At 43.5% G+C, this 13,176-nt stretch carries 12 protein-coding genes; 3 read left to right on the top strand and 9 right to left on the bottom strand.

Going from position 1 to position 13,176, the window contains the following annotated elements:
* Nucleotide 1: 1 nt before the first annotated feature.
* From cdhD to cdhA, 5 genes are read right to left on the bottom strand one after another with little or no spacing between them, the layout of a single operon-like run.
* Nucleotides 2-1,327 carry a CO dehydrogenase/acetyl-CoA synthase subunit delta gene (gene cdhD / locus RE474_RS12040; RefSeq protein WP_309310602.1) on the bottom strand — a complete coding sequence of 442 codons (1,326 nt, stop codon included), beginning with the start codon at nucleotides 1,325-1,327 and terminating at the stop codon, nucleotides 2-4.
* A 26-nt stretch (nucleotides 1,328-1,353) separates the two neighbouring features.
* Entirely contained in the window at nucleotides 1,354-2,106 is a 753-nt protein-coding gene (locus RE474_RS12035) for an ATP-binding protein (protein WP_309310601.1), read from the bottom strand.
* A 12-nt stretch (nucleotides 2,107-2,118) separates the two neighbouring features.
* Nucleotides 2,119-3,531: a CO dehydrogenase/CO-methylating acetyl-CoA synthase complex subunit beta gene (gene cdhC, locus RE474_RS12030; RefSeq protein WP_309310600.1), complete on the bottom strand. Its 1,413-nt coding sequence runs from the start codon at nucleotides 3,529-3,531 to the stop codon at nucleotides 2,119-2,121.
* Nucleotides 3,532-3,559: 28 nt separating this feature from the next.
* On the bottom strand, nucleotides 3,560-4,072 hold the full coding sequence (cdhB, locus tag RE474_RS12025; RefSeq protein WP_309310599.1) for a CO dehydrogenase/acetyl-CoA synthase complex subunit epsilon: 513 nt from the start codon (nucleotides 4,070-4,072) through the stop codon (nucleotides 3,560-3,562).
* A complete protein-coding gene (cdhA, locus tag RE474_RS12020; protein WP_309310598.1) occupies nucleotides 4,073-6,484 on the bottom strand; it encodes a CO dehydrogenase/acetyl-CoA synthase complex subunit alpha in 2,412 nt (803 codons plus the stop codon).
* 393 nt (nucleotides 6,485-6,877) lie between these two features.
* On the opposite strand from cdhA, the gene RE474_RS12015 reads away from it, so the two are divergent.
* The 3 genes from RE474_RS12015 (at nucleotide 6,878) to RE474_RS12005 (ending at nucleotide 9,011) form a co-directional block, all read left to right on the top strand.
* A complete protein-coding gene (locus RE474_RS12015; RefSeq protein ID WP_309312253.1) occupies nucleotides 6,878-7,762 on the top strand; it encodes a rhomboid family intramembrane serine protease in 885 nt (294 codons plus the stop codon).
* A 5-nt stretch (nucleotides 7,763-7,767) separates the two neighbouring features.
* Nucleotides 7,768-8,181, top strand: coding sequence for a hypothetical protein (locus RE474_RS12010; RefSeq protein ID WP_309310597.1), 414 nt, complete (start codon nucleotides 7,768-7,770; stop codon nucleotides 8,179-8,181).
* A 230-nt stretch (nucleotides 8,182-8,411) separates the two neighbouring features.
* Entirely contained in the window at nucleotides 8,412-9,011 is a 600-nt protein-coding gene (locus RE474_RS12005) for a TIGR00288 family NYN domain-containing protein (RefSeq protein WP_309310596.1), read from the top strand.
* A 6-nt stretch (nucleotides 9,012-9,017) separates the two neighbouring features.
* On the opposite strand, the gene RE474_RS12000 is transcribed toward RE474_RS12005, so the two are convergent.
* From RE474_RS12000 to RE474_RS11985, 4 genes are all read right to left on the bottom strand, one after another.
* Nucleotides 9,018-10,190 carry a homocitrate synthase family protein gene (locus RE474_RS12000; RefSeq protein WP_309310595.1) on the bottom strand — a complete coding sequence of 391 codons (1,173 nt, stop codon included), beginning with the start codon at nucleotides 10,188-10,190 and terminating at the stop codon, nucleotides 9,018-9,020.
* A 194-nt stretch (nucleotides 10,191-10,384) separates the two neighbouring features.
* Nucleotides 10,385-11,218, bottom strand: coding sequence for an NAD(+)/NADH kinase (locus RE474_RS11995; RefSeq protein ID WP_309310594.1), 834 nt, complete (start codon nucleotides 11,216-11,218; stop codon nucleotides 10,385-10,387).
* Nucleotides 11,205-12,032 carry a bifunctional fructose-bisphosphatase/inositol-phosphate phosphatase gene (locus tag RE474_RS11990; RefSeq protein ID WP_309310593.1) on the bottom strand — a complete coding sequence of 276 codons (828 nt, stop codon included), beginning with the start codon at nucleotides 12,030-12,032 and terminating at the stop codon, nucleotides 11,205-11,207. The genes RE474_RS11995 and RE474_RS11990 overlap by 14 nt, the downstream gene beginning before the upstream one ends.
* A gap of 34 nt (nucleotides 12,033-12,066) precedes the next feature.
* A complete protein-coding gene (locus RE474_RS11985) occupies nucleotides 12,067-13,074 on the bottom strand; it encodes a type II glyceraldehyde-3-phosphate dehydrogenase (RefSeq protein ID WP_309310592.1) in 1,008 nt (335 codons plus the stop codon).
* Nucleotides 13,075-13,176: the final 102 nt, after the last annotated feature.

Genomic DNA, 13,176 nt, shown 5'->3' with positions numbered 1-13,176 from the left:
ATCACACCTCCGCTCCGATCCAGTTGGTGATGTCTATCTCTTCGGACTCGATGGAGCCGTAGAGTGTCTGTGTGATCTCTTTGAGCACCTGTACGGATGTTGGGTGCATCATCATGAACATATCGTTACCTGCAAGTGAAAGTGCAAGACCTGTGACAATCTCCCAGATAGGTCCACGGTATTCCCTTGGTCCCCAGTCAGAGTCCTGGTTGAGTGGTGATGAGACCATCCATGCCTCACGGGCACCCCATGCATTGGTGGTACCGGATGACATCGGGAATGTCAGTTCATCGTCGCCCATAAGACCTGCAAGCCTTATACGCTCCATGTTGGTGTAAGCGTAGTCAAGACCGTAACCAAGTGCTGCTGTGGTTGGGTCCATTACAATTCTGTCCCTTGGGACATTACACTGCTTCATAAGCTTCCTGTTAAGCTCTTTCTGAGCGTTGATCTCAAGCTGTGTCCAGGAAAGGACATTGTGTCCGTAGTCCATTGCTGCCTTTGCAATTCTCTCGTAGTCAAGGTTCAGACTTGCGGATGCAAGGAGTACTCTCTCTCCTTCTGCAACTTCTGCTGCCTTCTCGAGAACTTCAGGATCCTTCTCAGGGTTACCTGAACCACCGATAACGATTGGTACGTCAACTGCCTGGAGTACATCCTCGACAACCTTTGCTGCTTCCTTTGCAGGGGTGTCGTTGATGAGCGGGTCAGTTGAGATAAGGTGAATTGTTACCATATCAGCGTTAAAGTCACGCACGACCTTCTTTGCCCACTCGGCAGGGTCGTTGATAACATCCTCGTAATTGCCCTTGACTGCCTTTGCCATACCTATCGGCATGTCGAAAACGTCCATTGTGACGTAGTTCCTGTGTGGCATTTCGGCATCGAAGTAATATGGAAGTGCGTTCTCTCCACCAATGGTCACGGTGCTCTTTCTTGAACCACCGTCACCTGATGTTGCACCAAGTGTTACTTCCTGGATCGGGTTCTTCCAGTTGTCTACCTTTGAAACCTCGAATTTGGAGGCAAGGAGTTCCTGGATCTTTGGAGATGCTGGAAGTGCCTGTGGCTGTGGTGCTTCTGCCATTCCGAAAGCAGATGCGAACAACTGTTCAGCAGGGAATCCAAGTATTCTTCCAATGTTTGCCATATGAAGGGAGATCTGTGATATCTCACTTCCGATCGCATAGGCAAGTGCTGGATTGAGTCCGCCACCGCCTGTTATATTAAGCTCAATGTCACCTTCAATGGTCACACCTTCAAGTGATTCCACATTGAGGTCCTGCAACATATCACTGAGCTGTGATAATTTCATTTTCTTTGTCATGTGCATTCCACCTTATGATATATTTGTTACAAACCAAGTTTCTGAGCGATCTTCTCTATTTCCTGTACTGCAACAGAATCGTCAGGAAGATCAAATAAAGGTTCTCCCGCGAGATCTCTTTCCACTATCATCTCATCCACGGGAACCATTCCTATTAGTTCAAGACCGAGTTCTTCAGCAGTACTGGAGATCCTCTCACGGTTTGCATCTGTGACCTTGTTTGCAATAACATAGATGTTGGAAACATCTGTTTCCAGCTCGTCCACAAGTTCCCGGATACGCTCAGCGGTCCTGAGACCCCTGCGTGACCCGTCTGTGACGACGATAAGATCATCCACGTTCCTGAAGATCTTCCTGCTGAAATGTTCCAGACCGGCTTCGGCATCGATGATAAGAATATCGTAATTGCTTACGAGCTTGTTCATGATACCACGAAGCAGGTTGTTTACATAGCAGTAACATCCTGAACCTTCAGGCCTTCCCATGACCAGCAGGTCATATCCCGGCATCTCTTCAAGGACCTCATAGAGTTTTCCTTCTAAAATGGATTCCTTGTTGACATCAGGAGGAAGATTGTCACGTTCATCGTGCATGAATTCTTTTATGTCACCAATGGTCTTGCTGGGTTCACAACCCAGGGTTTCCGGAAGATTGGTATCAGGGTCCGCATCAACGGCAAGGACAATCTTGTCACCCTTAGTAAGGTAACGGATGAGAAGACTGGTCGTTGCCGTCTTCCCTGTTCCGCCTTTACCTGTCACTGCAATTATCTTAGCCACAGAAGACCTCTCTTAGTCCTGTTTCTTAATGATCACTTTTTCGATGCTTACCTTTGCATTCTTAAGGATGATCTTGACACCGCCGGATCCACCGCCGCTCATCATTGGCATGGATGGCATGAAGTTTGTTGGCATCTGCATCATTTGCGGTGCAAAGCCAGCCTGTGGAGCTGCTTCAGTTGCCTCTTCCTCTTCTGGTGCTTCCTCTTCTTCCTCTACCCATCTCTCAAGGATTGGGTGGTTCTTGTCCTTAAGGAAAGTTCTGAGACTCTCGACATCTGCTGCTTCCTCTTCGGTTGCGATCTTGTCACGGATAGCCTCTGGGATGTCGGCCATTACCTTGTCCTTAAGCATCTTTGGCATCCATACAACTCTGTCCCAGCCACCATCAGATTCGATGAACTTTGGTGAACGGAAATAGTTGACACCAATTCCAAGGAAACCTACTACCTGCTTACCTCCACCGGTCTGTCCTGCCATGGTTGAGAACTGAAGTCCGTTTGGAGCTGTGCCTGCGAAGTCCCTGTCTACCCATCCGATACCGTCTACTTCAGGGATGTAGAAACCTACTACCTCGAAACATCCACAGGATGTGTGTGGGTACTCAAAGAATGAGTGGAGCTTTATACGATCATATTCACCGCTTGAAAGCCTCTTTGCTGCTTCATTGACACCGGTGTATTCTCCGGATGCTGCATCAATTACATCGCCTTTTGGAATTGCGAACTGAGGACCTTCAGGGTCTACCTTTGCAGCTGCCCTGCCGTCGAACCAGTTGATCGCACCACAAAGTGAGATCCTGTCCGGTGTAACGACACAAACATTGGTTGGAGCGAATGATGCACAAAGGGTACATCCGTAGAATGTGTCAACATCCTCATCGTGAAGGTCACGGGTCCTTTCGTCCCTTGCCTTGTAGACCGCTCTTGCGTTGTCGATCTCCTTGTCGATCTCAGCTTCATCTGTGATGTAGATAGCCTCTACAGCCTCTATAAATGGAAGCTCGTTCTTAAAGAGCATCATTATAGCCTTTGCAACTGGCTCGAATGAGGTCATGCCCTTTGCAACAGCATCCTTGCTTACCCTCATCCAGACGTCGTCTCTCTGGTTAAGGTGCATGAAACCCTGTATGTAGTTCTGGAATTCGTGGTTCCTTCTTTCAACGATTGACTCGAGGTCAGCTTCTACAAGCTCTCCTGCGATCTTGTAGACCATTGCAAGAGGATACCTTGAACCTTCTTCCATGTCTGAAAGGTCTGGACCGATGAGAGTGAACTTGTTGTCCTCTACTTCGCTCATCTCTGCTGCCCTTACAAGTTCAAATCCTTTGGATTTTGGGCCACCGAGTTCCACATACATACCGTCTTTTCTAATCCTCTCTCCTTCAAACATAGGAGATATTTCAAAAGGGAATTCATCTGCCATGATTAGTTCTCCGTATTGTCACCAAAAATTAAATATTCTCAATTAATTCGTCAAGCGCCTCAAGGTGTACCTCTGGTTTCAGGTTTCCAAAGGACAATGTAGCGTTCTGCATGAAATGTCTCTCAATTGCAAGGTTCTTCAAGTCAGTGAAGTTCTTAAGACCTGCAAGCACCTGGTCAAGATAGTACTTCTTGTGTCCCAGGAAAATAACTGTGTCGTATGGACCCTGTCCGTCAAGACCGCCCCAGTTCTTATCTCCAAGGAAGTGACCAAGTGAGTGAACATTGATGTATTTTGCACCGATATCCTTGTCAATCAGTGCAGTGATGGAGTGTCCGGTAGCAGCTACCGGAATACCCTTCTTTGCAATTGCAACAACTTTCTCAATAAGCTGTCCATTGTCCACGATCTCAGATCCTACAACAAGGAGAGGTCTCTTTGCCTTGGCAATCATTTTACCTGCCACATTAGGATTGACAGGTTTTGCCATTTTTCGTCCCCAGGTTGCGTATATCTGGGTGTTTTTGGTTGTGTCTACCATTTAGCATTCCCCCTTGCAGAGTCTCTTGACATTTGTTGGCTGGGATGAAACATCTGATTTCATTGTTGGTCCTGAAAGAATCTTCTTGCGCTTCCAGTCAATCTCCCATCCGTGTTCTGCTTCAAGTATCTTAAGAAGCTCTTCACGCTTTGCAAGTGGGAGGTCGGTCTCTGTCCTTACGAACTTGTACCAGTCCTCTGGCATGTGACCGAGGTATTTCTGGCTGAGTTCCATGTAGTGAGTAAGTTTGATCATCCTACCCATATTGTTATCGGATGGACGGATACAGTTCTTTGCAAGCATCGGGAAGAGTTCTTCAATGGATTCTGCGGTTGTGAGCAGGAATTCCGGTGATGCGGGAATTGGCATTTCAGAGCCGTCCCTTGCATCATATACCTTCCATGACTCCTCATCATATGGCTTGCCGATGAGTGCTCTTCTGTATTTGGAACCATGTGGTCCTACCACTACAGGGATACCAAGCCTGTTACAACCGGAACCGATTGCGATTGCCTTCTGGGAGTATGCACCCCATGCTACACCAACAGCACCGATACGGTTTGTGATATAGTCAGCAATTTCCTCGTAGTTACCTGTAACATTCCTCTGAGCAAAGATCGCAGCTACTTTGATAGCTGTTCCTGTGATGTGTGAGTTTGAAACACATGAACCTACGTTGATAAGATTACCGGCAAGGAACTTTGCAGGATACTTCTCATAAAGTGTCTCACCATCTTCATTCTTGTACATACCAAGATCCATTGCGGAACATCCTGACATGACGACGATGTAATTTCTCTTGAGCATCTCGTCCGCGACCTTGTACAGGTCTTCTGTACCGTTAGGATAGTTGGAACATCCTACCATTGCAATAATACCGGGTGTTGTTCCCAGTACAAGGTTGACACCTTCTTCACGGATCTCAGGGTCGCTGATCTGTCCTCTTCCGGCCCGCATAAGACCTTTTTCTTCACTTATAAGCTTGCGAGATGCCTGCTCGATCATATTGAGGACAGGAATATCCTTCGGACATGCCTGATCACATCTGCCACAGCCGATACACAGGTCATGCAGGTACTCAAACTTGCTGAAGTCATTTTCTACTCCTGCTCTCATGGCTTCCATTATCGGAAGGTTTGCAGGGCAGTCCATTTCACATGCGCCACACTGAACACATTTTGCTGAGAGTTCCTGAAGCTCTTCATCACTTGGAAGTGCCTTGATACCAATTTCATCGCGTATCTTTGCCATCTTAATAGCAAGTTCCGGAGCTACTTCCCCGAGAGTATCAAAGTTAAGAATAAGTGCTCCAGGTTCCTTAAAGCTGGAAAGATCTTCTATGATATCCGCTGCACTATCATTTGATCTGTTGCGCAGGCCATACATGATCTTTTCGTTAGTAGTAATTACAGGAATTGAAAGCTTCTTAGCTTCATCAAGGACATCTGCCCTGACACACTGCTCATCAACAACGATAACATCCGGAACACCGGACCTGATCATCTTGAGTTCCTTTGCGAGAGTACCAACAACTTTTGCCTGAGGTTTCTGACCCTGATCGGTCTGATAACGTGTCATATCGATGGCAGTACAACAAAGACCTCCAAGCTCGATCTTGTCTTCAAGATCGTGGTCATGTATATAATCCATAATGTAGGTTACACCCGCTACATTATGACCAATTACAAGAAGCACAGGCTTGCTTGCATCTATGCATCCCATTCCAATCTCTACAAGAGGAGCCTCTGGATCTGACTTTGGCATCCCGAGACATGATACCTGAGCGAGGTCAGATACTTCCATACCTACGTGGTCAAGCATACCGCCGTGAAGGACTTTTGACTCAAAGTCAATTGCTGCTCCTTCCTGTCCTGCATGAATTGTAGCTAGAAGCTGGTTGATCTGTTCTTCAACATAATCCATTGCTTCTTCAAGATCACCAAGTGTTTCCGGCTTTATGCCTGTTACGAGCTGAATATTTGGTGCCACCAGGTTGGAAGGTCCAACATCTATTGGTTTGTCTTCACCGTAAAGCTCTATAAGGTGGTGAAGTATGTGACGTCCGTGCCCAGAGTGAGCTGCAGCACCGGTTATTACCCTCAGAAGAGTTTCACGTGCCTGATGGGCCTCCATATTGATACCACAGGCACCTTCCTTGTTACCTGTAAGATCACATTTACCAAAGGTACAGTAACAACACTGGTCACATACTGGTGTGTAAACTGGCTGGTAACGGGACAGAAGTGTGTAGTCCCAGTCTCTCAGACCGGAGATGCCAGGCTTTGGAGTTGGACCTACCTCAACTCCTTCTTCTTTTGCCTTTTTCTCAATGGCACCTACGATCTTGCCGATTGTGATCTGAACATTTTCCAAATCATCAATGGAAAAGTGCCCAGTTTCTAAGTCGCTCATGTTTGTTTTGTCCTCCTTTTGCAGATGTTGAAGTGCTACGAAAAAACACTAGATTATTATGCATTATTACTAATTTGCTAATTCGTAATATTTTTGAAACTGTAGTGTAGGATGTTCTAATAACACTATCCCCTATAAAAAAGTTTCCTGAATCTATCATGATTATTTGTGACCATTTATCCAATGTTTCACATCAGAAGCCTGGTCAAAAAGGTATATACGTACATATGAGTAATAAGTGACAACAATACACGATTTTAACATATAAGTGTTCCGATAACTGTCACGATTATTCTTGATATACGATACCATGTGATACCGTGTTTTTGAGGAAACGGTTTTATTTGATGTCGTTCTACCATAAAAGAGCATTTAAGAAGCATTAAAATCATGGTGAATTATTTGGACAAAAAATGCTGGATATGTGGCAAAGAAGAAGCTATTCCGTTTAAATGCCGTTTTTGTGGGAAAACGTTTTGTTCCAGACACAGGCTTCCGGAGCAGCATGCATGTGATGGCCTGGAGCAGATGAAAAAGGACGGCTACTTTAGTAGCGGAAATTCCGGATACGGAACAAATTCTACGGATGATATATTCAAAGACGCTTTAAAAGACACTGCAAAATATGCAGCCAAGAGTGCAGTCAAAGGTGTTGGAAACAACATAAAGTACTCCATGAAAAACAGCCCGGCAATGGCTATTATTTATTTATGCATATTCTCTTTTATACTTCAGATAATTCCTGGATATAAAGAATCAATGTGGTTAATTCCAAACCTACTATTTCAAGGGAAACATCTGTGGACTTTAGTAACTCATATGTTTGTTCATTCAGGTTTTACCCATCTTTTATTCAACATGCTTGTGTTATTCTTCTTCGGGCCTGAATTTGAAAGGAGAGCCGGCAAAAAAATATTCATATATGTTTATTTCACGGCGGGCTTAGTAGCTGCTATAGCATATTCAATAACAACATTCTCAAGCAATACACAATATGTGCCTGTTGTCGGAGCCAGTGGAGCAATTATGGGAATATTCGCAGCCCTTGCAATTATAGCACCGGATATCAGAGTATATGTATACTTCATCCCAATGCAGATCACACATGCATTGATACTGTTCATACTCTTAGATTTCTTCCTGCTCGGTTCAAATGATATGGTAGCCCATACAGCCCATCTAAGTGGAGCTCTTGTGGGAGTACTCATGGGAAGCAGGATAAAAAGAGCACAAATTCGATATAATTACGATAACATGAATTATAGATACAGAAGGTGAACGCTGTGGCTGCAGCCTCACACCTTGTCAAACTTTTCCCAAAGCCTGAAGAAGGCGAAGCAATACCAATTCAGTTTATTGACATACAGGAAAAACTGGCTGGATGGTCACCTGAACTTAAAAGGTCTGTCTATGTAGACGATTTTAAAGAAACTGATGGCTTAAAACGTGTGAGAGAAGTACACCTGCTGCGAGTTTACAACTGGCTTCTGGATGGTGAAAGTCTTATTGAACTTTCTGACATGGAAAAAGCCCGGTTTGAAGAAGTAATGGATATGTTTATAAAAGATGGCGGTGAAATTCTTTTCACAAGGAAAAGAATTGGTGGGAGGTTTGTAAACTACTTCATCCTTGGTGATGAAACCAGGTCACTATCAAGTATTAAAAAGCATTATCTTGCAGAGATTATGGATCATTGAATCCTTTTGCTGCAACAAAGCGGATAACATTTTAGTAAGCTATTAAATAGTGCCATTACAGAGGCATATCAGTAATTATTATATTCTATTAGATGTTATCCTAATTATTAACAGTTATAATATTTATCAATATTAGCCCAGTATATTATCAAAATTATCAAAAACTATCGGAAAACAACTTTCCGGTAATGATATATATTCATAATTATTCATAATTATAGTGAGGCATCATGGCCAATGTTAAAACAGGACTTAATTCAATAGTCAAATACCTTAGCACAAAAAAAGAAACAGGAAGGCGAAGTATTGGCCTTCTTGTCGACGGTCCTAACGTGCTGCGCAAGGAGTTCAACGTAAACCTGGAAGAGATCAGGGATGTACTGAAGGAATATGGCAATGTCAAGATAGGAAGAGTATTCCTGAACCAGTACGCATCTGATAAACTTGTAGAAGCCATCGAGAACAACGGATTCGAACCGATCATATGTTCAAGTGATGTGGATGTCAGACTTGCCGTGGAAGGAATGGAACTTGTCTATAATCCAACTATTGACACCATGGCACTGGTTACTAGGGACGCGGATTTCAAGCCGCTTCTGAACAAAGCCAATGAACATGGAAAAGAAACCATCATTTTTGGTGTCGAACCAGGATTTTCCACTGCCCTTAGAAACTCAGCTGACTATGTCATCTTACTGGAAAATGATGAAATGAACTATTACGACGATTCGCATTTTGAGGATGAAGATGACGACGATATTGAGTATCCTACCGACAATGATGTTGGCAAGAAAACTCACAGAAAAAAAGAAGCATTAATTGATTATTAATGCTTTTTACTGATTTTTAGTTTCATTTATCATAGCTTCCAGTCTGGAAGGAGAAATTCCGTGCTTGGTTTCTGTACAGTTCTTGATCCTGTCAAGAAGTACAGTAAGTTCCTCATTTGAAAGCGTATGACCCATCTCTTCCACAATACCTTTCAGGGCTTTCATACCTGTGTGTTTGCCTACGATAAGATGACGTTTTCCACCCACCATTTCAGGACTGAACAATTCATAGGTACGTGGTTCTTCAAGAATAGCACAGACATGAATACCAGATTCATGTGAAAATGCATGCTCACCTACGATTGCCTTGGTAACTGCAGGTTTAATACCAGAATATTCATTTACCATTTGTGATAGCTCGGTCAGTTTTGTAGTATCATACCTGTCAATTCCATACTGTACCCTGAGTGCAACCAGAACCTCTTCAAGTGAGGCGTTACCGGCACGCTCACCAATCGAATTTACAGTTGTATGAAGCTGTTTGGCACCTGCCTCTGCAGCAGCAAGAGTATTTGCTGTTGCCATTCCAAGATCATTGTGGCAGTGGATACAGATTGGAGTGTTTACAGTCTTTTTGATCTCACTTACAAGATAGTATGTGCTGCTTGGGTTCAGTATACCAATCGTATCTGCAATGCTCACATAGTCTACCTTGTATTCCTCGGCAGCCTTGAATGCCTTTTTAAGAACTTCAACGTCAGTTCTGGTACCGTCCTCTGCTGCAAATCTTACACCAACACCGTGGTCCTTTGCATACTGGACAGCCTCCATTGCAGCGGAGAACATCTCCTCACAACTTTTATGATATTTGTATTTCAGGTGCAGGTCTGACATTGCAATGAATATACTGACAAAATCAACATCACAGTCTACAGCAACTTCAACATCACTTACTCTTGACCTGGCAAGACAGCATGTTCTGGAATTAAGTCCCATATTAGCTATCTCTTTCACAACATCTTTTTCGGCAACAGATACCACAGGGAAACCTGCTTCGATAATATCAACGCCAACAGAGTCAAGCTTTGTAGCAAGGGCGATCTTTTCCTCCCTTGTAAAGACCACTCCCGGTGTCTGCTCACCGTCCCTGAGTGTCACATCACATATCTCAATATCAAGAGGTGGCAAATTCAAATAATCCATAAGCTTGTTTCTTGAGTAATCTTTATTTTCTGACATGCTTTTGACTCCATTGATTGATGGTCAATTTCCAGTTCCATTATATAACTGTTAGGTATTTTTAGATAATTTGAGGTTTTCCCACAAATGTTCAAGAGCAATGTTTATTTAGAAATTAGAAGGCAATTTTATGCTGATTTTATGTATTTTCAATTTCAAATCGGATCATATGAAAGGTTGCGCAAACTTGAACTTCATGATAACTTGCTCTGCACCTTTTCATAGAATCCGTGAATAGAGCTGCTCACAAACCTTGCAGGATTTTCAGCTCTTGTGACAGTAACAACATCATTCTCCACCATGTTGTAAGAATGCTGCCCATCAATTACAAGCGCAGCTTCCTTTTCAGGTATGGTCATTTCTACTTTGATGGTACTGTTGCCCGGCACTATCCATGGTCTTGCAGAAAGCTTGAAAGGAGCTATCGGTACAATGATCGAAGCATCCACACGCGGATCTACAATTGGTCCACCTGCACTCATTGCATATGCTGTTGAACCGGTAGGTGTTGCAACTACAATACCATCAGCCCTCATATCCTCTATTTCCGAATCATCAACTGCGATCCTGAAAGTGAGTATCTTTGCAGGTCTTGCAGTGATAAGAACAATCTCATTAGTAGCATCCTTTAATCGTTGACCATTCAAATGAACACTAAGGCGTGAACGTTCCGTGTAACTAAAACCTTTAAGAACATCAGCAATATCCTTTATGGCATCTTCAGGAGGGACATCCACCAGAAAACCAAGTGTGCCCATATTTATACCAAGGACCGGAATAGGATCATCCATCTTAGAAATATTGCGGAGCACTGTACCGTCCCCACCTACTGAAATGATGAGCTCTACACCAGCAGCCTGCATCTGGTCTACCGGAAGACAATTCTCTGTAATACCCAGATGTTGTCCGGTCTTCGGTGAAAAGAAGATTTCCACTTTTGAGTTGAACTCATCATATATCTTCCGGGCCATATCAAGAGCAGCCTGCTGATCGAATCTTGATACAATACCAATTTTACTTACCTTCATCTGTTATCCCTGTTGAAAGCTTTAAGATACTCTCATGTGCAAGTCCGTTGGATGCAATCACACAAACCCTGCTTAATAATTGGTTTTCTAACTTTAAAGAGTCACCGTCTCCATCAGTAACAATTCCACCGGCTTCCTCAATAATGAGCTTGCCAGCTGCAATATCAGTCATACGCATTGTACCCCTGACATCTACAAATGCATCGATTTTTCCTGCTGCAACATAACATAGATCCAGAGCCACACTTCCAAATGACCTGATCCTTCTTACATTCTCAGAAATTCCTGATGCAGCCACAGTGTTGCGTCTGTAACCATAAACACTGATGCAGAATTTATGAATATCCGAATTACCAGATGTTTTCAGTTTTGCACCATTAAAATAAGCTCCTTTACCATTTTCCGCATAAAACGTATCCCCGTTGGCAAGGTTCTGAACATATCCGAATATTATATCGTTAAGGTCAGTTGATGTTATGGCAAGTGAAACGCTATAAAATGGAATTCCCTGTACAGCATTATATGTGCCGTCTATCGGATCGATTATAATTGTCAGATCAGGAATCGCAGGAGAATTGCCTATAATCTTTTCTCCGGCCTCTTCACTGATAATTCTGAAAGGACTGCCTTCCTTTCCCAGAATTTCAAAAATAGCTTTTTCCGAAACGTCATCTATGAGTTTCGTAGGTGTGCCATCGGCACCGGTATAAAGGGTTTTGCCGGCCTCAGCTGTGCCGACAATATCCTTGATGGAGACATGCACTGCTTTTGCTATCCTTTCACTCAGTTCCAGGAATTCATTGTTCACGTGCATGTAAACATCTAACTAAAGTTTAGTAAGACTTAAATTAAAGTCCCATTGCCTTGTTGGTCTTTGCTATGGACTTTGCGCCGTCTTTCTCAAGCTCTGTCATTGCACGGATTGCATCGACATTCTCAGGGATTACGTCAGACTCCTGGTGGATTGCCTGGAAGAAATAGAGTTCTCCCTCATACATTGTGACGGAATCTTCCCATACGCAGTTCTCCCACATATCGCCTCTTGGACGTCCCATATCCTTTCCAAGTTCCATGATCTCGGCAGTGGAACCAATACCCTGACCGATCATTCTTATACGTGGCTGCTTTGCAAACAATGCCTTTACATCTTCAGTACTGCAGTCCTTTTCCATCTCGATGTTCAGGGTGTGCAGGTGCATAAGTGTTGTTGGCAGCTTTACAGCGGTTGATGCAATGTTGATGTGTGGGATTACAGACTTTACATCAGGACCGTGGTGTGAAGGGAGCTTGATAGGATTTGGAACAATAGCATTGATCGGACCGTTCTTTACATCATTTGGATCTGCAGACCTTCTCATGAGTGTTACTCTTACCTTCTTTACACCATATTCCTGATCAAGTGGATAGATAACTCTGCACAGACCTGTAGTGTTACAGGATACAACCCTAACGAAGTCCCTGCCAAGTGCTTCTTCGTAATTTGCTTCTGCATTGAATGAGCAGCCTGCAAGCTCGTGCTTTTCGCCGCCCTGCCAGATTGCCTTTACACCAGCTTTCTCGTAAAGTGCCTTGTTCTTTTCACCAATCCCTCCGGGGGTACAGTCAACAACGACATCTGCCTCTGCTATCATGTCATCGATTGAACCTGCAGCAGGGATTCCTGCACTCTTCATATCATCTACCCTGTCAGCTAAGGTGTAGACATTGTAACCCTTGTCGTGAGCAACGAAAGCCTCATAATTTGGTCTTGTCTTTGCAATACCTATTATTTCCATGTCGTCCTGCATGGTAACAGCATCAGCAACACGTTTACCAATTGTACCATATCCATTTATTGCAACTTTTACTTTTGACATATTAGTTCCTTCCTATCTTTTCGTCCTTAATTCGAATATTAGTAACTCAATAATTGTGAATGAAATCTGAAATCCACTTTAAAAGGTATAATGTCTTTTATA

Origin of the sequence: Methanolobus sediminis (assembly GCF_031312595.1) — an archaeon.
GTDB lineage: Archaea > Halobacteriota > Methanosarcinia > Methanosarcinales > Methanosarcinaceae > Methanolobus > Methanolobus sediminis.
This window is presented reverse-complemented; position numbering and strand designations above follow the sequence as displayed.

What these genes read in the sequence shown, in the direction of transcription:
- cdhD (WP_309310602.1), bottom strand. Translation starts at nt 1,327, where the DNA reads ATGACAAAGAAAATGAAATTATCACAGCTCAGTGATATGTTGCAGGAC.
- cdhC (WP_309310600.1), bottom strand. Translation starts at nt 3,531, where the DNA reads ATGGCAGATGAATTCCCTTTTGAAATATCTCCTATGTTTGAAGGAGAG.
- cdhB (WP_309310599.1), bottom strand. Translation starts at nt 4,072, where the DNA reads ATGGTAGACACAACCAAAAACACCCAGATATACGCAACCTGGGGACGA.
- cdhA (WP_309310598.1), bottom strand. Translation starts at nt 6,484, where the DNA reads ATGAGCGACTTAGAAACTGGGCACTTTTCCATTGATGATTTGGAAAAT.
- RE474_RS12005 (WP_309310596.1), top strand. Translation starts at nt 8,412, where the DNA reads ATGGCCAATGTTAAAACAGGACTTAATTCAATAGTCAAATACCTTAGC.
- RE474_RS12000 (WP_309310595.1), bottom strand. Translation starts at nt 10,190, where the DNA reads ATGTCAGAAAATAAAGATTACTCAAGAAACAAGCTTATGGATTATTTG.
- RE474_RS11995 (WP_309310594.1), bottom strand. Translation starts at nt 11,218, where the DNA reads ATGAAGGTAAGTAAAATTGGTATTGTATCAAGATTCGATCAGCAGGCT.
- RE474_RS11990 (WP_309310593.1), bottom strand. Translation starts at nt 12,032, where the DNA reads ATGCACGTGAACAATGAATTCCTGGAACTGAGTGAAAGGATAGCAAAA.
- RE474_RS11985 (WP_309310592.1), bottom strand. Translation starts at nt 13,074, where the DNA reads ATGTCAAAAGTAAAAGTTGCAATAAATGGATATGGTACAATTGGTAAA.